The 23,083-nt window shown below is 62.2% G+C and carries 23 protein-coding genes; 8 read left to right on the top strand and 15 right to left on the bottom strand.

Translation table 11 applies throughout. The annotated features are described in order from the left end of the window. Positions 1–54: 54 nt before the first annotated feature. Positions 55–1,563 (bottom strand): polyphosphate:AMP phosphotransferase, encoded by a 1,509-nt coding sequence (gene pap / locus AD666_RS18480; protein ID WP_053155027.1) that lies wholly within the window; start codon positions 1,561–1,563, stop codon positions 55–57. Between the two features lie 151 nt (positions 1,564–1,714). Here pap and mnmC point away from each other — a divergent pair, with 151 nt between their 5' ends. The 5 genes from mnmC (at position 1,715) to AD666_RS18455 (ending at position 9,149) form a co-directional block, all read left to right on the top strand. Next, positions 1,715–3,697 (top strand): bifunctional tRNA (5-methylaminomethyl-2-thiouridine)(34)-methyltransferase MnmD/FAD-dependent 5-carboxymethylaminomethyl-2-thiouridine(34) oxidoreductase MnmC, encoded by a 1,983-nt coding sequence (gene mnmC, locus AD666_RS18475; protein WP_053155026.1) that lies wholly within the window; start codon positions 1,715–1,717, stop codon positions 3,695–3,697. 170 nt (positions 3,698–3,867) lie between these two features. Continuing rightward, complete coding sequence (locus AD666_RS18470; RefSeq protein ID WP_053155024.1) at positions 3,868–5,640, top strand: N-acetylglutaminylglutamine amidotransferase; 1,773 nt, start codon at positions 3,868–3,870, stop codon at positions 5,638–5,640. 3 nt (positions 5,641–5,643) lie between these two features. Next, complete coding sequence (ngg, locus tag AD666_RS18465) at positions 5,644–7,392, top strand: N-acetylglutaminylglutamine synthetase (protein ID WP_053155022.1); 1,749 nt, start codon at positions 5,644–5,646, stop codon at positions 7,390–7,392. A gap of 129 nt (positions 7,393–7,521) precedes the next feature. Further along, positions 7,522–8,712 carry an osmoprotectant NAGGN system M42 family peptidase gene (locus AD666_RS18460; RefSeq protein WP_053155020.1) on the top strand — a complete coding sequence of 397 codons (1,191 nt, stop codon included), beginning with the start codon at positions 7,522–7,524 and terminating at the stop codon, positions 8,710–8,712. 209 nt (positions 8,713–8,921) lie between these two features. Then, positions 8,922–9,149, top strand: a complete 228-nt coding sequence (locus AD666_RS18455) for a YheU family protein (RefSeq protein WP_024778700.1) — start codon at positions 8,922–8,924, stop codon at positions 9,147–9,149. Here AD666_RS18455 and csrA read toward each other — a convergent pair. The 3 genes from csrA to AD666_RS18440 form a co-directional block, all read right to left on the bottom strand. Next, positions 9,138–9,338: a carbon storage regulator CsrA gene (csrA, locus tag AD666_RS18450; RefSeq protein ID WP_053155018.1), complete on the bottom strand. Its 201-nt coding sequence runs from the start codon at positions 9,336–9,338 to the stop codon at positions 9,138–9,140. The two genes, AD666_RS18455 and csrA, sit on opposite strands and share 12 nt — an antisense overlap. Before the next feature lie 150 nt (positions 9,339–9,488). After that, the gene (locus AD666_RS18445; RefSeq protein ID WP_053155017.1) at positions 9,489–9,821 is read right to left on the bottom strand and encodes a YnfA family protein; all 333 of its coding nucleotides are present in this window, start codon (positions 9,819–9,821) and stop codon (positions 9,489–9,491) included. Positions 9,822–9,878: 57 nt separating this feature from the next. Then, on the bottom strand, positions 9,879–10,694 hold the full coding sequence (locus tag AD666_RS18440) for an SDR family oxidoreductase (protein WP_053155016.1): 816 nt from the start codon (positions 10,692–10,694) through the stop codon (positions 9,879–9,881). A 312-nt stretch (positions 10,695–11,006) separates the two neighbouring features. Between AD666_RS18440 and AD666_RS26150 the strand changes: the two genes are divergently transcribed. Next, positions 11,007–11,159 (top strand): DUF3309 family protein, encoded by a 153-nt coding sequence (locus tag AD666_RS26150; RefSeq protein ID WP_018606531.1) that lies wholly within the window; start codon positions 11,007–11,009, stop codon positions 11,157–11,159. Positions 11,160–11,211: 52 nt separating this feature from the next. Here AD666_RS26150 and AD666_RS18435 read toward each other — a convergent pair whose 3' ends face one another. The 11 genes from AD666_RS18435 to ccmA form a co-directional block, all read right to left on the bottom strand. Then, on the bottom strand, positions 11,212–13,305 hold the full coding sequence (locus AD666_RS18435; RefSeq protein ID WP_053155011.1) for an LTA synthase family protein: 2,094 nt from the start codon (positions 13,303–13,305) through the stop codon (positions 11,212–11,214). A 249-nt stretch (positions 13,306–13,554) separates the two neighbouring features. Next, complete coding sequence (locus AD666_RS18430) at positions 13,555–13,962, bottom strand: hypothetical protein (RefSeq protein ID WP_053155009.1); 408 nt, start codon at positions 13,960–13,962, stop codon at positions 13,555–13,557. 14 nt (positions 13,963–13,976) lie between these two features. Further along, positions 13,977–15,185 (bottom strand): c-type cytochrome biogenesis protein CcmI, encoded by a 1,209-nt coding sequence (ccmI, locus tag AD666_RS18425; RefSeq protein WP_053155007.1) that lies wholly within the window; start codon positions 15,183–15,185, stop codon positions 13,977–13,979. Next, the gene (locus AD666_RS18420; RefSeq protein ID WP_053155005.1) at positions 15,178–15,651 is read right to left on the bottom strand and encodes a cytochrome c-type biogenesis protein; all 474 of its coding nucleotides are present in this window, start codon (positions 15,649–15,651) and stop codon (positions 15,178–15,180) included. The genes ccmI and AD666_RS18420 overlap by 8 nt, the downstream gene beginning before the upstream one ends. Further along, positions 15,648–16,184: a DsbE family thiol:disulfide interchange protein gene (locus AD666_RS18415; protein ID WP_053155003.1), complete on the bottom strand. Its 537-nt coding sequence runs from the start codon at positions 16,182–16,184 to the stop codon at positions 15,648–15,650. Before AD666_RS18415 ends, AD666_RS18420 begins: the two co-directional genes overlap by 4 nt. Continuing rightward, on the bottom strand, positions 16,181–18,169 hold the full coding sequence (locus tag AD666_RS18410; protein ID WP_053155001.1) for a heme lyase CcmF/NrfE family subunit: 1,989 nt from the start codon (positions 18,167–18,169) through the stop codon (positions 16,181–16,183). The genes AD666_RS18415 and AD666_RS18410 overlap by 4 nt, the downstream gene beginning before the upstream one ends. 3 nt (positions 18,170–18,172) lie before the next feature. Then, positions 18,173–18,628, bottom strand: coding sequence for a cytochrome c maturation protein CcmE (gene ccmE / locus AD666_RS18405; protein WP_053154999.1), 456 nt, complete (start codon positions 18,626–18,628; stop codon positions 18,173–18,175). After that, complete coding sequence (gene ccmD / locus AD666_RS18400) at positions 18,625–18,801, bottom strand: heme exporter protein CcmD (RefSeq protein ID WP_053154998.1); 177 nt, start codon at positions 18,799–18,801, stop codon at positions 18,625–18,627. Before ccmD ends, ccmE begins: the two co-directional genes overlap by 4 nt. Then, entirely contained in the window at positions 18,798–19,553 is a 756-nt protein-coding gene (locus AD666_RS18395) for a heme ABC transporter permease (protein ID WP_053154997.1), read from the bottom strand. Before AD666_RS18395 ends, ccmD begins: the two co-directional genes overlap by 4 nt. 94 nt (positions 19,554–19,647) lie before the next feature. Continuing rightward, a complete protein-coding gene (gene ccmB, locus AD666_RS18390) occupies positions 19,648–20,316 on the bottom strand; it encodes a heme exporter protein CcmB (protein WP_053154995.1) in 669 nt (222 codons plus the stop codon). Continuing rightward, complete coding sequence (gene ccmA, locus AD666_RS18385) at positions 20,313–20,948, bottom strand: cytochrome c biogenesis heme-transporting ATPase CcmA (RefSeq protein WP_053154994.1); 636 nt, start codon at positions 20,946–20,948, stop codon at positions 20,313–20,315. The genes ccmB and ccmA overlap by 4 nt, the downstream gene beginning before the upstream one ends. A 198-nt stretch (positions 20,949–21,146) precedes the next feature. Here ccmA and AD666_RS18380 point away from each other — a divergent pair, with 198 nt between their 5' ends. Beyond that, on the top strand, positions 21,147–22,718 hold the full coding sequence (locus AD666_RS18380) for a flagellar hook-length control protein FliK (protein ID WP_053154992.1): 1,572 nt from the start codon (positions 21,147–21,149) through the stop codon (positions 22,716–22,718). Then, a complete protein-coding gene (locus tag AD666_RS18375) occupies positions 22,715–23,044 on the top strand; it encodes an EscU/YscU/HrcU family type III secretion system export apparatus switch protein (protein ID WP_053154989.1) in 330 nt (109 codons plus the stop codon). The genes AD666_RS18380 and AD666_RS18375 overlap by 4 nt, the downstream gene beginning before the upstream one ends. The last annotated feature ends 39 nt before the right edge of the window (positions 23,045–23,083 follow it).

Genomic DNA, 23,083 nt, shown 5'->3' with positions numbered 1-23,083 from the left:
ACACATAACCGATCGCGATGATCATTCACCTCGCGTATGCAGCGCCATCGTTGGCTACTTCTTGCGCGCCTGCCTTGCACTGCGTTCGAACGCTGCCTCCAGCGCCTCATTGAGGGTGCGCAACACCTTGACCCGTGCCCAGCGCTTGTCGTTGGCCTCCACCAGGGTCCAGGGGGAGATCTCCGTGCTGGTGCGATCCACCATGTCACACACCGCTGACCGGTAGGCGTCCCACTTGTCTCGATTGCGCCAGTCGTCCTCGGTGATCTTGAATCGCTTGAATGGAATTTCCTCGCGCTCCTGGAAACGTTCGAGCTGGGTTTGCTTGTCGATAGCCAGCCAGAACTTGACCACCACCACACCGGCGTCGGCGATCTGCTCCTCGAAATCGTTGATTTCGCCGTAGGCTCGCAACCAATCGGCCCGGCTGCAAAAACCTTCGACCCGCTCCACCAAAACCCGTCCATACCAGGAGCGATCGAACATGGTGAACTTGCCCCGTGCCGGAATGTGCCGCCAGAACCGCCACATATAGGGATGGGCGCGCTCTTCTTCAGTGGGCGCAGCGATCGGCACGATGCTGTACTGGCGCGGATCGAGGGCCGCCGCCACCCGCCGGATTGCCCCACCCTTGCCCGCCGCATCGTTACCCTCGAACACGGCCACCAGAGCATGTCGGCGCATCCGTTTGTCCCGCAACAAACCGGCGAACCGTGCCTGTTCGGTGATCAACTGTTCTTCGTAGTCGGCCTTGTCCAGGCGCAAGGTCATGTCGAGGCTGTCGATCAAAGTGATCTGCTCGTCCAGCGCCGGCAGCGGCGCCACGCTGACTTTCTCCGGCTTGATCTTCGGCCGGTCCAGAGCCTGACGCAACCCTTCGAGCAGAATCCTGCCGACCGTGAGGCTGCGGTAGCAGGCGTCCATGCCTTCGATGACATGCCACGGCGCGTAATCTCGACTGGTCCGGCGCAGCACCCTTTCGCCATACTTGACGAATTTGTCGTAGGTCTCGGATTGCTGCCAGTCCAGCGGGCTGATGCGCCAGCTGTGCAGCGGGTCATCCTTGAGGCTCTTGAGCCGGGCCTTCATCTGCTTCTTGGACAGATGGAACCAGAACTTGAAGATCAACGCGCCCTCATCGCAAAGCATTTTCTCCAGGCGCTCGGCCGCGTTGATCGCCTGGTCCAGCCGAGGATCCTTGAACTCGCCATGAACCCGCCCCTGGAGCATCTGGCTGTACCAGTTGCCGAAGAAAATCCCCATGCGCCCCTTGGCCGGCAGCATTCGCCAATAGCGCCAGGCCGGTGGCCGCGCCAGCTCCTCATCGGTCTGCTGGTCGAAGGTGCGCACTTCGATCAACCGCGGATCCATCCATTCGTTAAGCAACTTCACCGTCTCGCCCTTGCCCGCCCCTTCGATACCGTTGATCAACACGATGACCGGAAAGCGCCCCTGCTGGTGCAACTCGAACTGGGCTTCGAGCAACGCTTCACGCAAGGCCGGCACTTCGGCTTCAAAGGTGTCTTTATCGATGACGTGGCCGATTTCGGCGGATTCGAACATGGGCAGCTCCTTCCAGGGAATGGGCCAAGACTAGCGGATTGGATACGCCGACGCGCAGCAGATTCCATCCAGATGCGCAGTCTGTTGCGATGGATCAAGCAAGCCGATAGCGATCGGCTAGAATGGCCTCCCCGTTTCCACCGAGCCTGCCATGACACCCATCCAGCTCCACGCCCAACTCGACTGGGACGAACACGGTCGCCCGCGCTCGCGGGTGTTCGACGACGTGTATTTTTCCGACCACTCGGGGCTGGAAGAAACCCGCTACGTGTTCCTGGAGCAGAACAACCTGGCCGAGCGTTTTACCGCGTTGCCGGCCAACGGCCGGCTGGTGATCGGTGAAACCGGCTTTGGCACCGGTCTGAATTTCCTCTGTGCCTGGCAGTTGTTCGAGCAATGCGCGCCGGCCAGGGCACGCTTGCACTTTGTCAGCGTCGAAAAATACCCGCTGACTCCGGCGGACCTGCAGCGCGCGCTCGCCCTGTGGCCGTCGCTCAAGGGCCAGGCCGATCAACTGCTTGAACAGTACGTCGCGATTCACCAGGGCTTCCAGCGCCTGGTACTGGCGGGTGGACGCGTCACGCTGACCCTGATGATCGGCGACGCGTTGGAACAGTTGCCGCAACTGGACGGGCAGATCGACGCCTGGTTCCTGGACGGCTTCGCGCCGGCCAGGAATCCCGACATGTGGACCGCCGAACTGTTCGCCGAGCTGGCGCGGCTGGCGGCACCCGACGCCACTTTGAGTACCTTCACCAGTACAGGTTGGGTGCGCCGGCTGCTGAACTCGGCCGGATTCAAGATGAAGCGCACACCGGGCATCGGCCATAAATGGGAAATTCTTCGAGGGACTTATCTCGGCTGGCCGGAGCAGACGCCGGCACCATCCCAGGCGAAACCCTGGTATGACCGCCCCGCCCCACTGGCCGGAGAGCGCCGCGCACTGGTGATCGGCGGCGGCCTGGCCGGTTGCGCCAGCGCGGCCAGTCTCGCGGCACGAGGCTGGCAGGTCACGCTGCTGGAACGCCACGCCGGATTGGCCGAAGAAGCGTCCGGTAACCCCCAGGGCGTGCTGTACCTCAAGCTTTCCGCCCATGGCACGGCGTTGTCGCAGATGATCCTCAGCGGTTTCGGCTACACCCGACGCTTGCTCGAACATCTGCAACGGGGCGTTGACTGGGACGGTTGTGGTGTCCTGCAACTGGCCTTCAACCACAAGGAAGCCGAACGCCAGGCCCAACTGGCCGAGGCCTTCCCCCATGATTTGCTGCACCGGCTGGACCAGTCCGAGGCCGAGGCGCGCGCGGGCATCGGCCTGGCCTGTGGCGGCGTGTTCTATCCCGAGGGTGGTTGGGTGCATCCGCCGGCGTTGTGCCGCTGGCAGGCTTCGGCGCCGGCCATCGACCTACAGACTCACCATGAAGTATTGGAGCTGCGCCGCGTCGACGGGCAATGGCAAGCTTGGGATGGCAAACGGTGCCTGGCCAGCGCACCGGTGGCGATCCTCGCCAGTGCCGCCGAAATCAAACGTTTCGAACCGGCCGCCGACCTGCCGCTCAAGCGCATCCGCGGGCAGATCACTCGCTTGCCGCAGACCGCCCGCAGCCAGGACCTGCGCACCGTGGTCTGCGCCGAAGGCTACGTGGCCCCGGTGCGGCTGGGCGAGCATACCCTCGGTGCCAGTTTCGACTTCAACAACGACGACCTGACCCCCACCGCTGCCGAACATGCCGGCAACCTACAGATGCTGGAGGAAATTTCCGCCGATCTGGTGGATCGTCTGGAGGCCGACGCCCTGGCCCCGGAAAACCTCGAAGGCCGCGCGGCGTTCCGTTGCACCAGCCCGGACTACCTGCCCATCGTCGGCCCATTGGCCGATAGCCAAGCGTTCACCGAGGCCTATTCGGTACTGGGCAAGGATGCCCGCCAGGTACCGGATACCCCCTGCCCCTGGCTCGACGGCCTGTACATCAACAGCGGCCACGGGTCCCGGGGTCTGATCACCGCCCCGCTGTCGGGCGAATTGATCGCCGCCTGGCTGGAAAACGAACCCCTTCCTCTGCCCCGCAGCGTGGCCGAGGCCTGCCACCCGAACCGGTTTGCGTTGCGGTCGTTGATTCGTGGCAAACCCTGACACCATTGCCGACATGCCACAACATCTGTGGGGGCGAGCCAGTCCCCATCCATCGGCTTATAACGCATCGATATAAAACTCACGGCAATCCCTCCGGTCAGTTTCAGAGTACCCGCCCTATCGGCGCGTACCGCTTGACCCCTCCCCAACGGAAAAACCGGTAAGGACTTATGTGCGGATTAGCTGGAGAGTTACGTTTCGATCAACAACCTGCGGACCTTGCGGCCGTAGAGCGAATCACCCATCACTTGGCCCCTCGCGGCCCCGACGCGTGGGGCTTCCATAGCCAGGGCCCGATTGCCCTGGGCCACCGTCGCCTGAAAATCATGGACCTGTCCGATGGCTCGGCCCAGCCGATGATCGACAATCAACTGGGTCTGTCCCTGGCGTTCAACGGTGCGATCTATAACTATCCGGAACTGCGCGCCGAGCTCGAAGCGCTGGGCTATGCCTTTTACTCGGGTGGCGACACCGAAGTGCTGCTCAAGGGCTATCACGCCTGGGGTGAAGCGCTGCTGCCCAAGCTCAACGGCATGTTCGCCTTCGCCATCTGGGAACGCGACGCCAAGCGGCTGTTCCTCGCCCGCGACCGGCTCGGCGTCAAGCCTTTATACCTGTCGCGCACCGGCCAGCGGTTGCGTTTTGCCTCCGCGCTGCCGGCACTGCTCAAGGGGGGCGACATCAGTCCGGTGCTCGACCCGGTGGCACTCAATCACTTTCTGAATTTCCACGCAGTGGTCCCGGCCCCCCGCACGTTGCTGGCCGGCGTTGAAAAACTGCCACCGGCCACCTGGATGCGCATCGAAGCCGATGGCAGCAGCGAACAGAAAACCTGGTGGACCCTGCCCTACGGCCCACGAGCCGATGAACAGAACCTTAACCTGGAAGACTGGATCGATCGCGTGCTCGACAGTACCCGCGAGGCTGTCGCGATCCGTCAGCGGGCCGCCGTGGATGTCGGTGTGCTGCTGTCCGGCGGCGTGGATTCGAGCATGCTGGTAGGACTGTTGCGGGAAGTCGGTGTGGAAAACCTGTCGACCTTCTCCATCGGTTTCCAGGATGCCGGTGGCGAGCGAGGTGACGAGTTCCAGTATTCGGACCTGATCGCCAAGCACTACGGCACCCGTCATCACCAGTTGCGCATCGACGAAAAAGAGATCATCGAACAACTGCCGGCGGCTTTCCGCGCCATGAGCGAACCGATGGTCAGCCACGACTGCATTGCGTTCTATCTGCTATCGCGGGAAGTGTCCAAGCATTGCAAAGTGGTGCAAAGCGGCCAGGGCGCCGATGAACTGTTCGCCGGTTACCACTGGTACCCGCAGGTGGACGGTGCCAGCGACCCTTACGCGGCCTATCGTGCGGCGTTCTTTGATCGCAGTTATGAAGAGTACGCCGCCACCGTGCAACCCCAATGGCTGGTCGCTCACGACGCGGCCGGTGATTTCGTCAAGGACCACTTCGCCCAGCCGGGTGCAGACGCGGCGGTGGACAAGGCGCTGCGCCTGGACAGCACCGTGATGCTGGTAGACGACCCGGTCAAGCGCGTCGACAACATGACCATGGCCTGGGGTCTGGAAGCTCGCACGCCGTTCCTGGATTACCGACTGGTAGAACTCTCGGCCCGGGTCCCGGCGAAATTCAAATTGCCCGACGGCGGCAAGCAGGTGCTCAAGGAAGCGGCCCGGCGGGTGATCCCCGGCGAAGTGATCGACCGCAAGAAGGGCTATTTCCCAGTGCCGGGTCTCAAGCACCTGGAAGGCGATACCCTCGCCTGGGTTCGCGAACTGCTGCTGGACCCGAGCCAGGATCGCGGCCTGTTCAAACCGGCCATGCTCGACCGCCTGCTCACCGACCCCAACGGCCAGCTCACCCCATTGCGCGGCTCCCGGCTGTGGCAACTGGCAGCGCTGAACCTGTGGCTCAGCGAGCAAGGAATCTGATTGATGAAACCCAACCCTACCGTTCACAACCAACGCCTGCTGCGCGGCCAGGCCCCCTCCTACGAGCGCTTGCAGGCTCGTCTGGCCGAAGATGGCAGCGAAATGGGCGCAGCTCCCATCGCCGTGCATTGCGGCTGGGGCCGATTGCTGATCGGCCACACCTTCCCGGACCCTGCCACCCTGGCCCGGGAGCTGCTCAACGAACAACCCGGCGAGCGCGACATCGCGTTGTATGTCGCCGCTCCCCAGCAAGTGCTGGGACTGGAGCCGGCGCATCTGTTCCTCGATCCCTCCGACACACTGCGCCTGTGGTTCAGCGACTATCGGCAAGCCACACGGGTGTTTCGCGGTTTCCGGATTCGCCGGGCCCAGAGCGAGACCGACTGGCAAGCCATCAACCAGCTCTACCTGGCCCGGGGCATGCTGCCTATCGACGCACAACGACTGACCCCGCGCCACCAGGGAGGGCCGGTCTATTGGTTGGCGGAAGACGATGACACCGGCGCGGTGATCGGCAGCGTCATGGGCCTGAATCACCAGAAAGCCTTCAACGATCCGGAAAACGGCAGCAGCCTCTGGTGCCTGGCCGTGGACCCGCAATGTTCAAGGCCAGGGGTTGGCGAAGTGCTGGTGCGTCACCTCATCGAGCACTTCATGAGCCGGGGGTTGAGTTACCTCGACCTGTCGGTGCTGCACGATAACCGCCTGGCGAAAAACCTTTATGCCAAGCTCGGCTTCCGTAACCTGTCCACCTTTGCCATCAAGCGCAAGAACGGCATCAATCAACCGCTGTTCCTGGGCCCGGGGCCCGAAGCGCAATTCAATCCCTATGCCCGGATCATCGTCGACGAGGCGCATCGCCGGGGTATCGAAGTGCAGGTGGACGACGCGGAGGCCGGGCTGTTCACGCTGATCCACGGCAGCCGCCGGGTTCGTTGCCGCGAATCCCTGAGCGACCTGACCAGCGCCATCAGCATGACGTTGTGCCAGAACAAAAGCCTGACCCACAAGGTCCTGAAAAACGCCGGCCTGAACCTGCCGGCCCAACAGATGGCAGGCAATGCCGACGACAACCTGGCGTTTCTCGATGAGCACGCACGGGTGGTGGTCAAGCCGCTGGACGGTGAACAGGGCCAGGGCGTGGCGGTGGACCTGCGCACCATCGAAGACGTGCAGAGCGCCATCGAAGCCGCCCGGCAATTTGACAGCCGGGTGCTGTTGGAGAGTTTCCACGAAGGCTTGGACCTGCGGATCCTGGTGATCAACTTCGAAGTGGTGGCAGCAGCGATCCGGCGTCCGGCGGAGGTGATCGGTGACGGCCAGCACACCATCGGCGCGTTGATCGAAGCACAGAGCCGCCGTCGGCAGGCGGCTACCGGGGGCGAAAGCAAAATCCCGATGGACGCGGAGACCCAACGCACCCTGAGCGCGGCGGGTTATGACTACGACAGTGTCCTGCCGGCTGGCGAACATCTGTTCGTGCGACGCACGGCTAACCTTCACACAGGCGGCGTGCTGGAGGATGTCACCGGCATTCTTCATCCGACCCTGGCCGATGCGGCGGTACGCGCCGCGCGGGCGCTGGACATTCCCATGGTTGGCCTCGACCTTCTGGTGCCAGCTGCCGACCAGCCCGAATACGTCTTCATCGAAGCCAACGAACGCGCCGGCCTGGCCAATCATGAACCGCAACCTACCGCCGAGCGTTTTGTGGATCTGTTGTTTCCCCATAGCCAGGCGGTGGCCTTATAGCGATGTAGCGCCTGAGCGGGCCTCATCGCGAGGCTCGCTCCCACAATATGTCAGGGCGGACAACGGCGACCTGACACCCACCCTTCAGAAGACGGGCCACTCATCGAAACCAACCGATCAGGAGTTTCCATGATCAGCAAAATTCCCGAACCGGATCTCGACTACCTGCAAAAGGTCCTGCTGGAAATGCTGGCCATTCCCAGCCCCACCGGCTTCACCGACACCATCGTGCGCTATGTCGCCGAGCGGCTCGAAGAACTGGGCATTCCTTTCGAGATGACCCGGCGCGGCACGATTCGCGCAACCCTCAAGGGCCGCAAGAACAGCCCGGACCGGGCCGTATCCGCCCACCTGGACACCATCGGCGCTACTGTGCGTGCCATCAAGGACAACGGCCGCCTGACCCTGGCCCCGGTGGGTTGTTGGTCCAGCCGGTTTGCCGAAGGTAGCCGGGTCAGCCTGTTCACCGACACCGGGGTGATTCGCGGCAGTGTGCTGCCATTGATGGCGTCCGGCCACGCGTTCAACACCGCCGTGGATGAGATGCCCATCAGTTGGGACCACATCGAACTGCGCCTGGACGCCTACTGCGCCACCCGCGCCGATTGCGAGACCCTGGGGGTGGGCGTCGGAGACTACGTCGCTTTCGATCCTTTGCCGGAGTTCACCGAGAGCGGCCACATCAGCGCCCGGCACCTGGACGACAAGGCCGGCGTGGCAGCGTTGCTGGCGGCGCTCAAGGCCATCGTGGACAGCGGCGAGGAACTGCTGATCGATTGTCATCCGCTGTTCACCATCACCGAGGAAACCGGCACCGGTGCCGCCGCCGCGCTGCCCTGGGACGTCAGCGAATTCGTCGGCATCGACATCGCGCCGGTCGCGCCGGGCCAGCACTCCAGCGAACACGCGGTGAGCGTGGCGATGCAAGACTCCGGCGGCCCCTACGACTATCACCTGTCCCGGCACCTGCTGCGCCTGGCCAAGGAAAACGACCTGCCGGCCCGCCGGGACCTGTTCCGCTATTACTTCAGCGATGCCCATTCGGCCATCACTGCCGGCCACGACATCCGCACCGCCCTGCTCGCCTTCGGCTGCGATGCCACCCATGGCTACGAACGCACCCACATCGACAGCCTCGCCGCGCTCAGCCGCCTGCTGGGTGCCTATATCCTCAGCCCGCCAGTGTTTGCCAGCGACGCGCAACCGGCCCAAGGCTCCCTGGACCGCTTCAGCCATCAGATCGAGCATGATGCACAGATGGAAAGCGATACCCGCGTGCCGTCGGTGGACAGCCTGGTGGGGCAGCGTTCAGAGAACTGACCGGCACTTTTTGTTGCCTGGGCGATCGTCATCGCGAGCAGGCTCGCTCCCACAGGGGATCTTCAGCGGATGCACATGTTGTGTTCCATACAAACCTTGTGGGAGCGAGCCTGCTCGCGATGGCAATCACCCGGACACCCACGTCCCCAAGGCTAGCCGCCATCGTCCATTGGACGTAGCATCGCGACATTGTCCAGCCGAGGTAGACCATGCTGATTCCCCACGACCAACTCGAAGTCGACACGCTCACTCGCCTGATAGAGGATTTCGTGACCCGCGACGGCACCGACAACGGCGACGACACGCCCCTGGAGACGCGAGTGTTGCGGGTTCGACAAGCCCTGACGAAAGGTCAGGCGATGATCGTCTTCGACCCCGAAAGCGAACAGTGCCAATTGATGCTCAAGCACGACGTGCCCAAACACCTATTTGACTGAACACGCCCCAGGCGTGGCTTGCGCCTTCTTTTTCTGGATTTTCTCGTAGATTTCAAAGCGATGAACATCGATGTGCCGTGGCGCTTCCACGCCGAACCGCACGGTGGTGCCGTTGACCGACAGCACCCGGACGGAAATATCATCACCGATGGAAATCAGTTCACCCACAGCACGGCTTAATACGAGCATGGTCCTTGTCCTTAAGAATGTCTGGACCTTGACCATGCCCGGCCTCACGCATGTTCACAAGACAACGACAAGAATTCAGTAAACCCCTACAAACAAGGCACTCGTGACTGACGGAAACGTCCTGCAAAACCCTGTGGAATTGTCCGGTTCTCAGGAAGCCGAGAACCGCGGACCGAACAGAATGACGCTGGCTCCCAACACACAGAGCGCCACGCCGATCCAGTCGGATCCCAGCGGCCTGGCGCGTTCCACCACCGCCAGCCAGCCGATCGAGGCGATGATGTAGATACCGCCATAGGCGGCATAGGCGCGACCGGCATACGTTGCCTCAATGCGAGTCAACAGCAGCGCGAACAGCGTGAGGCTGAGCAATGCCGGCGCGATCCACCAGGCGCTTTTGCCCTGGCGCAGCCACATCCAGAAGGCGTAGCAGCCAGCGATTTCAAACAGCGCGGCCAGTAAAAACCACAAGTAATTGAGCATTGGAATGTCCATCAGGAAGGCCGGATGGCGCCATCCTGAGGACACCGAGCGCCCAGGTCAACTCGAGCTTTGGCGGGCCTTGGCGCGCATTTTATCGGCCATGGCGGTCATCTCATCGTAAAGCAGCTGCGGATTCTTCTGCTTGGTCGCCCAGGCCAGGCGCCCCTGCTCATGAGGCAAGATCAGGAACTCGCCCTGGGCCACCTGACGATAAATGTAATCGGCGATGTCGGCTGCCGTAATGGGCGAACTCTCCAGCAATTTGCCCACCTGGGCTTTCATCGCCGGGGTCGGGCCACGGAAAGAGTCCAGCAAGTTGGTCTGGAAGAACGACGGGCAGACGACGTGCACACCGATTTCCTGCTGCGCCAACTCCACCAGCAAGCTTTCCGACAAGGCGACCACGCCGGCCTTGGCCACGTTGTAGTTGCTCATCGCCGGCCCTTGCATCAGCGCTGCCATGGAAGCGATGTTGATGATCTTGCCATGGCTTTTTTCCAGCAACGGCAGGAACGCCTTGCAGCCCTTGACCACCCCCATCAGATTGATCGCGATCTGCCAGTCCCAGTCCTCCAGGGATAGCTCACTGAAAAAGCCGCCCGACGCCACGCCAGCATTATTGACGATGATATCGATGCCACCGAGCTTCTCGTCGCAGGCCTGGGCAAATGCAGTCAGCTGACTGTAGTCGCGCACATCACAGCGCTGGACGAAGCCGTCGCCGCCGGCATCACGCACCAGCTTGAGTGTCTGCGCAAGGCCCGCCTCACTGACATCCGACAAGGCCAGGCGCCAACCTTCACGGGCCCAGCGCAGCGCGATTTCGCGACCCAGGCCGGAGCCGGCACCGGTGATCATCATGCGATTTTGCATAGGAAACAGCCTTGTTGTTCCGGGGGAGATGGGCCGAGTGTAGCGAAGGACACGACCTGCCCCATCCTCCATCAGATTGCTGAATGGCAGGGACAAACTTGTAGAGTCCCAGTGAGAGCAAGATCTGTGGGAGCAAGGCTTGCCCGCGATGCAGACACCACCGAGTTTGAACTCACCGGCCAATACCATTAAAAACTTTGAATTTTTTACAGGACGTTACGGTCGGAATTATTAAGCCGCCCGGATTTAATGCAGCGCGCTGGCAGTTGAAAAGTTGTCTCACTCCGAAACTGACCAATAAGGAAATCAACAATGGGCACAATACTCATCATTATCCTGATCCTCCTCCTGATCGGTGGCCTACCGGTCTTCCCACACTCCAGAAGTTGGGGTTACGGCCCATCCGGTATCATCGGCGTAGTGTTAGTGGTGCTGTTGATCCTGCTGTTACTGGGCAAGATATAAAACCCAGGCAAAAAAAAGAGGCCTTTCTCAAGGCCTCTTTTTTTATCGCTCATCAGTCCGGCTTGCCGTCTACCACGCCGGCGGTGTTATCCAGCAGGCTCTTGGTGGCCGTTTGCAGGAAGGACTCAAGCTGGAGCCTCATCTGCGCCGTAGCCGGTGCGTCCGGGATGATTTCCGCACGGGGGTTGCTACCCAACTCATAGCGGTACATCTTCGGCGCCATTTCCTTCTCCCTTGGCAGTACCAGGATCTGGTCGTCGCGGATGATCGCCGTGGTCTGCTCGCTTCCCGATGGCTTGATCACACCGAAACCGGTGTCGCCTTCCGGCAGGTTCAACAGGTCCCGGCCCCAGCATTGGTTGCGCACCTGGCCACCGATCCGGCCCATGATGGTCGGGACGATGTCGACCTGGGTCCCCACGGTGTGATTGCGTTGGCCGAACTTTTCCTGGATGCCCGGGCCGATCAGCAGCATCGGCACGTTGAAACGACCCAGGTCCATTTCGGTGATCTGGCGTTCGTTACCGAAACCATGGTCGCCTACCACCACAAACAGCGTCTCCTTGAAGTAAGGCTCCTTGCGCGCCTTCTCGAAGAACTGGCCCAGCGCCCAGTCGGCATAGCGCATGGCGGTCAGGTGCTCGTTGAGGCTGCCTCGGTCAGTGACCTTCTCCACCGGCAACGGCGTCGGCAGCGCATACGGCGTGTGGTTGGACAGGGTTTGCAGCAAGGCATAGAACGGTTTGCCATTTTCCCGCGCCTTGAGCTCGATCAGGCCACGGTCGAACATGTCCTGGTCGGACACACCCCAGGTCGGATCGGAAAATACCGGGTTCACGAAGTCGTTACGCCCGATGAAATTGGTCATGCCCTGGCCGCTGAAGAACCCCGACTGATTGTCCCAGGCAAAATCGCCGTTGTAGACGTACACATCGTCGTAATCACGGGCACTGAGCAGTTGCGGCAGGCCCGACAGCTTGTGGCTGCCTTCCGGCGTCTGCATCAGGTATTCAAAGCCCGGCAGGTTCGGGAAACAGGCCATGGTGGCGAACATACCCTGGTGGGTATGGGTGCCGTTGGAAAAGAAACGATCGAACAACAGGCCTTCCTTGGACAATTTGTCCAGATATGGCGTGATGTTTCCCGGCGCGCCCAAGGCGCCCACCGAGTGCCCCGCCATGCTTTCCATGAGGATGACGACCACGTTCTTGATCGGCAGGGTCTTGTCGACCGGTGGCGTGTAATCACGACGTACGGCGGCGGTCTCGGTATCCACCAGTTTGTCGTCGGGCATCACCAGCATGTCGCGCACGGTCTGCTGGGCCAATGGTTGTTCGAGGGTGGCTTTCCAGATGTTGTCACGGTCTTCGGACATCCGACTCTTGGCCGCTTCCACCAACGACAGCGTACCGTTGAGGCCCAACTGGTTGGCGAAATTCGAATCGGTGGTATAGACGTCCCCCCAACGCATGGGTGGCCCCTGGCGCAGGGTGCCACGGGCGGCAGCGACGGCCACCAACAGGCAGACCATGAACACCGCTACACGCCCATACCACGGGGCGACCCGGCGCGTGCTGATGCTACCGCCGCTGAAAGGTCCACGCGGTCGGGTCGCACGATCGGCGCCCTTGAATGCAAAACTCAGGAGAAGGGTTCCGCCGACCCAGGCCAGCAGGTAGCGAACCACCGGAAAACCATACCAGAGCATGCTCATTACGGTCTTCGGATCTTCCTTCACGTACTGGAAGACCAGGCCATTGAGCCGTTGGTGGAACTCGCGGTAAAAGTCCATTTCCATCAAGCCCAGGAACAGCGCGATGCTGGAGGTCACCGTCAGCCAGAAACGGAAGAATCCGCGTGCCGCCATTGCCCGGACACTGACCAGGGACAGCAGCAGCGGAATACTGAGATAGACCACCAGTCTCAGGTCGAAACGCAGACCATTGACGAAGGCCTCGACGAAGGTCGAAGCCGGGGTATCGAGGATCATCTCGCGGTTATAAACCAGCAGCGCCAGGCGCAGCAGGCTGAACATCACCATCATCACCAGGGCACAGAGCAAGGTATAGGCCAAGTGTGATTTGACGGTCGGTTGCAGCAGGCGATGCGTACTTCGCTGTGGGCTCAGGGCGTCCGGAATTGCCATGTCTTTTGAGGACCTATTGGAGTGTGTGAGACAGATGGAACAACGGCGTCCCCCTCTGTTGCCCGAGGGGTTTGCGCAGAGGGGGCAAATCTTGCACGAACGGTCGGGGCATTTCCATTAAATAACCGACGGCAATAAAAGCGCGAGGAATTGTCCTCAAGCATTTGTGAAAATTTCGTTCAATGCATATTCGGAAATACAAAAAACCCGGTCCGCCGATGGCATTGACCGGGCTGTCGTGGAGAGCGATTAACGGAACTGACGCCCCAGACCCGCCGGCACCCCTTCGATGGTGGTTTCCTCCCAAGGGCCGTTAGGGCTGACAGAGCGGCTCCAGCCGTTATTCCAACGGTAGTAGGTCCGTTGGCGGTAAAAGGTATTGGTCTGGTTATCCAACACATAGACCCCAAGCTTTGCGTCCCAATGACTGTTGCCGCCCGGCGGCGGGGCGAAGCTGGCGGAAGTACGGGGCAGCGGCTTGGCCGGCTTGCTCGGCGTAGCCGGTTTGCCGGGGACCGTCGATGGCACCGGCTTGCTGGCAGGTCCGGAAGGCGGGATGGGTGGCAACGGCGCCGAGGGCTCCGGCGGGCGGTGGACCGCACAAGCGCTCAGGCCCAGGACGAGCGAAAGCAGGGTGATACGAGCGAGGGCGGTCATGGTGCGAGTTCCTGTCATTGGTCCGGGCTGTCGATGGTCAGTTGTTGCGGCGTCCGGGTGCTGCTCGCCAGAGGCTGGCTGCGACCAATCCATTCGCCGGCGGTCGGTTGACCGGCGCGGGAAATCCGCGCCACCAGTTGGACTTCGGGGAAGTTCGACAGTTTCAGTTGCGGCATCATCGCATCCGCATCGCCCAGTTCGACATTGGCCGGCAGGTCAGCGACCGTCAGGCGCTTGGCAGCCAGCGGCGCGGGCGGGCCGGAAGCGGCGCGGGCAAAGACGAACACGCTGTCGCCCGGCTTGACCTTGGCCTTGACCGCCGGAGCCAGGTCGACGCGCACCGTGAGTACGGCAGCGGCTGTCGTTACGGCAGCCGGGGCCGGGGCGACCTTGCCACCACTGGCCTGAAGCTTCTCGGTGGCGCGAGCGATGCCGCCCTGCAAGGCCTCACGGGACTTGTCACCTTCCGGCAGTTGCGCCAGCAGGCGTCCCCAGTAATCGATAGCGTCCTGATAGCGCTCGCCCTCGAACGCAGCGATCCCCAGCAGGCCCAGACTAGTGACTTCCTTGGGGTCGACCTTCAGGGCTTCGTCGGTCAAGGCCTGGACCTTGTCGGACCATTTCTTCCCGTCGGCGAAATACTGGGCCTGAGCCCATTGCCCGAGCAGTTCAGGTTGCCGACCGGCGAGCGCCACGGTGCGCTCGAAGATCTTCGCCGCGTCCGCCGGACGGTCCTGGGCCATGTACGTACGCCCCAGGAAATACAAGCCCTCCGCGTTTTCCGGTTGTGCCGCCACGGCCCTTTCCAGGCGCCGGGTCATTTCTTCCATCGACTGTGGTGCCTGGGCAAATTCGCGGGTCAGCTCGACTTTGTCGCTGGCGCCGAAGTGCAGGTACAACCCCAGGCCCAGCACCGGCACGAGCACGGCGGCGAGCAATGGCAATGGCTTGCCCAGTCGGGACTCCCGTGGCGCGTCGGCGCCTTCGGTGTCGGCGAGCAATTCACGGGCAGCTTCGGCGCGGCCGGTGTCCAATTGCGCGGCGTTGAGCACGCCCTCCTCCTGCTCGGCCTGCAGTTCGGCGACGCGCTCCTGATACAACGCTACGTTGAGGGCAGTACGGTCCTCTTCCCGCTGGGCGCGGCGACCGCGTAACACAGGGATCAGCAGAAAACTCAGGGCAACCAGGAGAAGCAGACCTGCGGCGAGCCAGAAATCAATCATGCTTGGTGTTATCCAACAGTTGGTCGAGGCGTTGGCGCTCTTCGACGGAAAGCGAGTCCGGGGCTGCGGTGCGCTGGACCCGGCGACGGCGCACGATCACAGCAATGACGACGAAACCGCCAAGCAACAGCCCGGCGGGACCGAACCAGAGCAGCGCGGTCTTGGAGGTCAGGGCCGGGTTGTAGCGCACGAACTCACCGTAGCGATCCACCATGAAATCGATGATCTGCTGGTTGTCCTTGCCCTCACCAAGCATGCGGAAGATTTCCTTGCGCAGGTCGGCGGCAATCGGCGCATTGGAATCGGCGATGTCCTGGTTCTGGCACTTGGGGCAGCGCAGTTCCTTGGTCAGCTCGCGAAACCGCTCGCGCTCGGCGTCGTTGGCAAACTCATAAGTATCGATGGCGGCATGCGCCACACCGGCGAGGCTCAAGCCGAGGATGACAGCGGCTAACCAGCGCTTCATGGCTTGGCCTCGTCCACCAGCGCCTGATACTTGGCAGCGAGTTTCTCGCGCCAGACCTGCTCGTCGATCACGCCGACGAATTTGTCGCGGATGATGCCCTTGGCGTCGATGAAGAAGGTTTCCGGCGCGCCATAGACCCCCAGATTCAGTCCCAAGGTGCCTTCCTCATCGCGAATGTCCAGTTGGTAGGGGTTATGGAATTCGGCCAGCCACTTCAAGGCGTCGGCGTTGACGTCCTTGTAGTTGACGCCGTAGATCACCACACCGTTCTGGGCCAGCTTATTCAGCACCGGGTGCTCGACCCGGCAGGAAATGCACCAGGTGCCCCATACGTTGACCAGCGCCGGCTTGCCCAGCAGATCGGCGCGAGTCAGGGTCCTGTCGCCTTGCACCGAAGGCAGGGTGAACTCCGGAAACGGCTTGCCGATCATCGCCGAGGGCAAATCAGCCGGGTTCAGGAACAGCCCCCGGTACAGAAAGACCGCCACCACCAGGAACAGCGCCAGCGGCAACAGCATCAACCAACGTTTCATGCAGTGGCTCCCGTTACACCCAGGGCTTCACGCACCCGGGTCTTCACCTTGACTCGATAGCGCCGGTCCAAAGCCGCCAGCGCCCCACCCAGGCCGGTGAGCAGGCCACCGAACCAGATCCAGCGTACGAACGGCTTGACGTGCACCCGTACCGCCCATGCCCCCTCACCCAGGGATTCGCCCAGCGCCACATAGAGGTCGCGGGTGAAACCGGCATCGATCCCGGCTTCGGTCATTACTGAGTTCTGAACGGTGTAGAGGCGTTTTTCCGGGTGCAACACCGTCACTTCCTGGCCGTCACGGATGACCCGCACGGTGCCCTTGTCGGACGTGAAGTTCGGCCCTTCGAAATGCCTGGCCCCTTCGAAAACGAACTGGTAGCCCCCCAGCTCCATGGACTCGCCCGGCGCCAGCCGCAGGTCGCGCTCGGCGCTGTTCTGGCTGGACAGGACCACGCCCAGGGCGCAGACGGCAATGCCCAGGTGCGCGATCTGCATGCCCCAGTAACTGCGGGTCAGGGTTGGCAGGCCCTTGATCAGGCCCTTGTGGCGGGTCTTGTCGAAGATGTCCCGGATGCCGGCCAGCAATACCCAGGCCGCCAGCACGAACGTCGCCAGCACCGCCCAGTTGAAATCGCCATAGACGATGCCGGCCACCACGGACAAGGCGGCGGTACCCAGCAGCACCGGGGTCAACATGCCCACCAGCCACTTGACCGGCGTGTCTTTCCAGCGCACCAGCACGCCGACCGCCATCACCACCATCAGGATCGCCATCAGCGGGATGAACAATGCATTGAAGTACGGCGGCCCCACCGACAGCTTGGCGCCGGACAGCGCATCGAGCACCAGCGGGTACAGCGTCCCCAACAGGATCATCGACGCCGCCACCACCAGCACCAGGTTGTTGCCCAGCAGCAGGGTTTCCCGCGACCAGAGGTTGAAGCCGACCTGACTCTTGACCACCGGAGCACGCACCGCGAACAGCGTCAGCGAACCGCCGACCACGAACAGCAGGAATATCAGGATGAACACGCCACGCTCAGGGTCCGAGGCGAAGGCATGCACCGACGTCAGCACGCCGGAACGCACCAGGAAAGTCCCCAGCAGGCTCAACGAAAACGCCGCGATGGCGAGCAATACCGTCCAGCTCTTGAACACGCCGCGTTTTTCCGTAACGGCCAGGGAATGGATCAGCGCCGTCCCCACCAGCCACGGCATGAAGGAAGCGTTCTCCACCGGGTCCCAGAACCACCAGCCGCCCCAGCCCAACTCGTAATAGGCCCACCAGGAACCGAGGGTGATGCCGATACCGAGGAAGGCCCAGGCGACAATGGTCCATGGACGCGACCAGCGGGCCCAGGCGGCATCGAGGCGACCGCCCAGCAAGGCAGCGATGGCGAAGGCAAACGCCACGGAGAAACCGACGTAGCCCATGTAAAGCATCGGCGGGTGAACGATCAGGCCGATGTCCTGCAGCAGCGGGTTAAGATCGCGGCCATCCATCGGCACCTGGGGCAGGATGCGCTCGAACGGGTTGGACGTGACGATCAGGAACAGCAGGAAACCAGTGCTGATCATGCCCATCACCGCCAGCACCCGAGCCAGCATGACTTGAGGCAACTGCCGGGAGAACACCGAGACGGCGAAGGTCCAGCCGCTGAGGATCAGCGCCCACAGCAGCAATGAACCTTCGTGGGCACCCCACACCGCGCTGAACTTGTAGTACCAGGGCAACGCGCTATTGGAGTTGCTGGCGACATATGCCACGGAGAAGTCATCGACCATGAAAGCATAGGTCAGGCAACCGAAGGCGAACACCATGAATGCGAACTGCCCCCAGGCCGCCGGTTGCGCCAGGCTCATCCACAGGCGGTCACCGCGCCAGGCGCCGAGCAACGGCACCAAGGCCTGTACCAGGGCCAGACACAAGGCCAGGATCATCGCCAGGTGGCCCAATTCGGGGATAAAAAGTCCTGCCGTCATCGATCAGCCCTCCTTCACGGGAGCAGGTGCCGATTGACCACTGTCTTTCAACGCCTTGGTCACTTCCGGCGGCATGTATTTTTCGTCGTGCTTGGCCAGCACCTCATCGGCCACCACCACGCCGTCGGCATTGAGCTTGCCCAGGGCGACGATGCCCTGCCCTTCGCGGAACAGGTCGGGAAGTATGCCCCGATAGGTGATGGTCACGGTCTTGTTGAAGTCGGTGACGTTGAAGGTCACGTCCAGCGAATCCCCGGATCGCACCAGCGAGCCCTTCTCCACCATGCCGCCGGCACGGATGCGCGTGTCCTTCGGTGCTTCGCCATTGGCGATCTGGGTCGGGGTGTAGAACAGGTTGATGTTCTGTTGCAAGGCGCTGAGGGCCAGGCCGACCGCGGCGCCCACCCCCACCAGGATCGCAAGAATGATGACAAGACGCTTTTTGCGCACCGGATTCACTGACCACTCTCCCGGCGCAAACGACGCGCCTCTTGTTGCAGATACCGCTTGCGGGCCAGGATCGGCACCGCCACGTTGAGGACCAGCACGGCCACGCAAATGCCATAGGCTGACCAGACATACAGGCCATGATGGCCCATGGCGAGAAACTCGCCGAATGAAGCGAAACTCATCGAGCGCTCTCCAGGCTGTTCTGTACTTCGGCCTTCACCCAACTGGCGCGGGCTTCGCGCTTGAGCACTTCCAGGCGCATGCGCAGCAGCAACACCGCGCCGAAGAAACAGTAGAAACCCAGCGCAGTGAGCAGCAACGGCAGCCACATTTCCACGGGCATCGCCGGTTTTTCGGTCAGGGTAAAGGTCGCGCCCTGGTGCAGGGTGTTCCACCACTCCACCGAATACTTGATGATCGGGATGTTGATCACGCCGACAATCGCCAGAACCGCGCAGGCCTTGGCCGCACTCTCACGATTGCTGATGGCGTTGCCCAGCGCAATGAGACCGAAGTACAGGAACAGCAGGATCAGCATCGACGTCAGTCGGGCATCCCAGACCCACCACGAACCCCACGTCGGCTTGCCCCAGATTGCCCCGGTGACCAGCGCCACGGCGGTCATCCAGGCGCCAATGGGCGCGGCGCATTGCAAGGCAACGTCGGCCAGCTTCATCTTCCACACCAGCCCGACCACCCCGCATACCGCCAGCATCACGTAGATGGACTGGGCCAGCACCGCCGTGGGAACGTGGATATAGATGATGCGGAAACTGTTGCCCTGCTGATAGTCCGGAGGGGCGAAAGCCAGGCCCCAGACCACGCCGATACCGATCAGCAGCAGTGCGGCGATGCTCAGCCAGGGCAACAACCTGCCACTGATGCCGTAGAACCATTTGGGTGAGCCGAGCTTATGAAACCAGGTCCAATTCATTGCTGTTTCCATCACGGTCGCGGCTCGCTGTCACGCGCCGCAGGGTATGCCTTTACTTCACGGGAAGTGGTCAGTTTTTGACCAGGCCTCATTATTATTCGCCGACGCTGATCTTCAGGCCAGCAGCTATTGCAAAGGGTGTCAGGGTTATCGCCAGGGCGGTCAGGCTCCCAAGCCACAGCAGATAACCGGTTGCCGGCATGCCTTGCAGCGCGGCTTGCAAAGCCCCGCTGCCGAGAATCAGGACCGGGATGTACAGCGGCAGGATCAACAGCGCAAGCAACAGGCCACCGCGCTTCAATCCTACGGTCAATGCCGCGCCCACTGCGCCGAGCAGGCTCAACACCGGTGTACCCAGCAACAGAGACACCAGCAACACCGGCATGCAGGCGGCGGGTAACCCCAGCATCATCGCCAGCAGCGGCGAGAGCAACACCAGCGCCAGGCCGGAAAAAACCCAGTGTGCCAGTACCTTGGCCAAAACCAGAAGGGCCAGGGGGTGCGACGAAAGGACCCACTGTTCCAGCGAGCCGTCCTCGAAATCACTGCGGAAAAGCCCGTCCAGCGAGAGCAGGACCGATAAAAGCGCCGCCACCCAGACCAACCCCGGCGACAAGGTTTGCAACAATTGAGTCTCGGGGCCAACCGCCAGCGGGAACAGCGCAATGACGATGGCGAAAAATACCAAGGGGTTGGCCAGTTCGGCCGGTCGGCGGAACAACAGGCGTGCTTCGCGGGCGAGCAACAGGCCAAACACAGTCATACGGCCCAATTCCCCAGATCGATATTGCGGTAACCGGACGGCATCCGGGCCAATGTATGGTGGGTGGTCAGCAACACCATGCCGGCGTTTTCGCAGTGGCGAGCCAAATGCTCCTCCAGTTGCGCTACCCCTTGTTTGTCCAGGGCGGTGAACGGTTCGTCGAGAATCCACAGCGGCGGGCTGTCCAGATACAACCGGGCCAGGGCCACGCGGCGCTGTTGGCCGGCGGACAGGGTATGGCACGGTACGTCTTCGAAACCGCGCAATCCTACCCGCGACAATGCCTGCCAGATCGCCTCCCGCCCGACGGGCCGATGCAGCGCGCAGAGCCAGCTGAGGTTTTCTTCGGGGGTCAGCAGGTCCTTGATACCCGCGGCGTGGCCGATCCAGAGCAGGTTGCGGGCCAGTTCGCTGCGCTGCTCCTGCAGCGGCTGGCCGTTGAGCAACACGTGGCCAGCGGTCGGTTGCATCAATCCGGCCAGCAAGCGCAACAAGCTGGTCTTGCCGCTGCCGTTGGGACCACTGACCTGCACCATATCGCCAGGCGAGAGTCTCAATTCGAGGTGTTCGAAAAGCAGCCGCAAGTCTCGCTCACAGGCGAGGCCGACGGTTTGCAAAAGAGGACTGGTCAAGGGATCGCGGGCCTTATACGGTTCAAGTCGGCGGTGCAGCGGCCGTTAAAGAGGTGCAGCATAGATGCTTTGAGGGCCTGTTCCACAGAGCTGCGTCAAACAATTGCAAGGTTTTCGCCACTGCCTGAAAGACGGGCGGCATTATACATGCCGCTCCCGGGTCTAAAGAGAGCTTATTTTTCCAAGGTAAGACCGCAGATGACAGGCGACATGAACATCCTGCCGCTGCCCCAGGCCACGGCAACGACACGCACGCCGGTGGTCAACGGCGAGCTGCTCAAACTGTTGACGCCGGTCGAGGGCCTGATCGGCTCCGGCCAGACCGCCCAGGCCGAGGTCTTGTCACTTAAACAGGCGGACCAGACCTTTCAGCTGTTGCTCAAACTCACCCTGGACAGCGGTCGCCAGGCCACGGTACAGGCCACCAGCACCCAGCCGCTGCCCCAGGGCACCAGCCTGGCGGTGACCCAGCCGTCCGCCAACAACCTGGCGATTGCCGTGCAGCAGGCCGTCGCGTCCAGCGTGGCCGCCCTGACCCGTATCGACACAACACAGATGCCCGTCGGCACCTTGTTGCAAGGCAAGGTCATCACCAGTCAGGCGCTGCCGCAGGTGCCAGGGCAGCCGGTGGTCTACCGGTCGTTGGTGAGCCTGCTCAACACCGCCCAGGCCGGCGCCACCCTGGATATCGACAGTCCCCAGCCGCTGCGTATCGGCGCGCTGCTCAGCGCCCAGGTCCAGGATGCCCAGACACTGAAGTTCGTTCCATTGAGCAACCGCCAGGAACAATTGGCGGTGAGCCAGCAACTGGTCACCCAAGTGAGCCGTCAGGGCTCGCTGGACAATTTGATTACCGTGTTGCAGAACCTGCCCGCCACCGAAGACACCGGTATCGAGCTGCGCGCCGCGGTGACGCGCCTGTTGGCCAGTCTGCCGGACGTCCAGCAACTGAGCACGCCCAAGGGCCTCGCCCTGGCCCTGGCCTCCAGCGGCGTGTTCCTGGAAAGCAAATTGCTGGCCGGACAACCGCCCGCCGTGGCGCCGGACCTCAAGGGTGACCTGCTGAAACTGATCGCTCAACTGACACCGGCCCTGCCCGCCTCCACTAACCTGAGTGCAATCATTGCTGCCAACACCCTGGCCCAGGCACTGCCCAGCTTCGTGCGCAACGCCCTCGGCACCCTCGGTCAGGTCAGCGCCAAGCCGCAACCCACCAGTTTTCCCCTCCCCTCGCGCCTGTTGAAAGAGCAGGACGACGAAGGCGATCTTGAACACCTGCTGCGCCTCGCCGCTGCCGCCGTGTCGCGCCTGCAGAGCCATCAACTGTCCAGCCTGGAACAGACCGGCCTGACCGACGACGGTCGCTTGATGAGCACCTGGCAACTGGAAATCCCGATGCGCAACCTGCAGGATATTGTGCCGTTGCAGGTGAAGTTTCAGCGCGAGGAAACCCCGCCCCGTGAGCAATCGAACGAGCATCGGGAAGAACGCGAGACACGACAGCAGCTCTGGCGGGTCGAGCTGGCGTTCGACATGGAGCCGCTGGGGCCGTTACAGGTTCAGGTGCAGCTGCTCAGCGGCAGTCTGTCGAGCCAGTTGTGGGCACAACGGCCTTACACGGCCAGCCTGATCGAAAGCAACCTGGCCGCGCTGCGCGAACGCCTACTGACCTGTGGTCTGAACGTGGGTGATCTCGATTGCCATCTCGGCACCCCGCCCCAAGGCCCCAAGACCCGGCTCGAACAACGCTGGGTGGACGAAACCGCATGACAAGCCACACCGAACCCCGCCAGGCCATCGCCCTCAAGTACGATGGCCATCACGCCCCGACCCTCACCGCCAAGGGCGACGAAGCCCTGGCCGAGGAAATCCTGCGGATCGCCCGGGACAGCGAAGTACCGATCTATGAAAACGCCGAGCTGGTGAAGCTGCTGGCACGGCTGGAATTGGGGGATAGCATTCCGGAAGAGTTGTACCGCACGATTGCCGAAATCATCGCGTTTGCCTGGAACCTCAAGGGCAAGTTTCCTCAGGGCTATGACCCGCACGCGCCGAGTCTCGAGAAAGACGTGACCGATCGCGGCGACGATTACTGACCACGACGACCTTGGGATAAAAAGATCCTGGCTGCTACC

The organism is Pseudomonas sp. Pf153, from assembly GCF_001269775.1.
Taxonomy (GTDB): domain Bacteria; phylum Pseudomonadota; class Gammaproteobacteria; order Pseudomonadales; family Pseudomonadaceae; genus Aquipseudomonas; species Aquipseudomonas uvaldensis.
Note: the sequence above shows the minus strand (reverse complement) of the source record. Positions and strands in the feature narration are given on the sequence as shown.

Bases quoted from the DNA above. Each gene is read 5' to 3' on its own strand.
- AD666_RS18445 (WP_053155017.1), bottom strand. From the start codon at position 9,821: ATGCTCAATTACTTGTGGTTTTTACTGGCCGCGCTGTTTGAAATCGCT.
- AD666_RS26150 (WP_018606531.1), top strand. From the start codon at position 11,007: ATGGGCACAATACTCATCATTATCCTGATCCTCCTCCTGATCGGTGGC.
- AD666_RS18420 (WP_053155005.1), bottom strand. From the start codon at position 15,651: ATGAAGCGCTGGTTAGCCGCTGTCATCCTCGGCTTGAGCCTCGCCGGT.
- AD666_RS18415 (WP_053155003.1), bottom strand. From the start codon at position 16,184: ATGAAACGTTGGTTGATGCTGTTGCCGCTGGCGCTGTTCCTGGTGGTG.
- ccmB (WP_053154995.1), bottom strand. From the start codon at position 20,316: ATGACTGTGTTTGGCCTGTTGCTCGCCCGCGAAGCACGCCTGTTGTTC.
- AD666_RS18470 (WP_053155024.1), top strand. From the start codon at position 3,868: ATGTGCGGATTAGCTGGAGAGTTACGTTTCGATCAACAACCTGCGGAC.
- ccmD (WP_053154998.1), bottom strand. From the start codon at position 18,801: ATGAGTTTCGCTTCATTCGGCGAGTTTCTCGCCATGGGCCATCATGGC.
- pap (WP_053155027.1), bottom strand. From the start codon at position 1,563: ATGTTCGAATCCGCCGAAATCGGCCACGTCATCGATAAAGACACCTTT.
- ccmI (WP_053155007.1), bottom strand. From the start codon at position 15,185: ATGATTGATTTCTGGCTCGCCGCAGGTCTGCTTCTCCTGGTTGCCCTG.
- AD666_RS18460 (WP_053155020.1), top strand. From the start codon at position 7,522: ATGATCAGCAAAATTCCCGAACCGGATCTCGACTACCTGCAAAAGGTC.
- mnmC (WP_053155026.1), top strand. From the start codon at position 1,715: ATGACACCCATCCAGCTCCACGCCCAACTCGACTGGGACGAACACGGT.
- AD666_RS18440 (WP_053155016.1), bottom strand. From the start codon at position 10,694: ATGCAAAATCGCATGATGATCACCGGTGCCGGCTCCGGCCTGGGTCGC.
- AD666_RS18455 (WP_024778700.1), top strand. From the start codon at position 8,922: ATGCTGATTCCCCACGACCAACTCGAAGTCGACACGCTCACTCGCCTG.
- AD666_RS18375 (WP_053154989.1), top strand. From the start codon at position 22,715: ATGACAAGCCACACCGAACCCCGCCAGGCCATCGCCCTCAAGTACGAT.
- AD666_RS18430 (WP_053155009.1), bottom strand. From the start codon at position 13,962: ATGACCGCCCTCGCTCGTATCACCCTGCTTTCGCTCGTCCTGGGCCTG.
- ngg (WP_053155022.1), top strand. From the start codon at position 5,644: ATGAAACCCAACCCTACCGTTCACAACCAACGCCTGCTGCGCGGCCAG.
- AD666_RS18435 (WP_053155011.1), bottom strand. From the start codon at position 13,305: ATGGCAATTCCGGACGCCCTGAGCCCACAGCGAAGTACGCATCGCCTG.
- AD666_RS18380 (WP_053154992.1), top strand. From the start codon at position 21,147: ATGACAGGCGACATGAACATCCTGCCGCTGCCCCAGGCCACGGCAACG.
- AD666_RS18410 (WP_053155001.1), bottom strand. From the start codon at position 18,169: ATGACGGCAGGACTTTTTATCCCCGAATTGGGCCACCTGGCGATGATC.
- csrA (WP_053155018.1), bottom strand. From the start codon at position 9,338: ATGCTCGTATTAAGCCGTGCTGTGGGTGAACTGATTTCCATCGGTGAT.
- AD666_RS18395 (WP_053154997.1), bottom strand. From the start codon at position 19,553: ATGAATTGGACCTGGTTTCATAAGCTCGGCTCACCCAAATGGTTCTAC.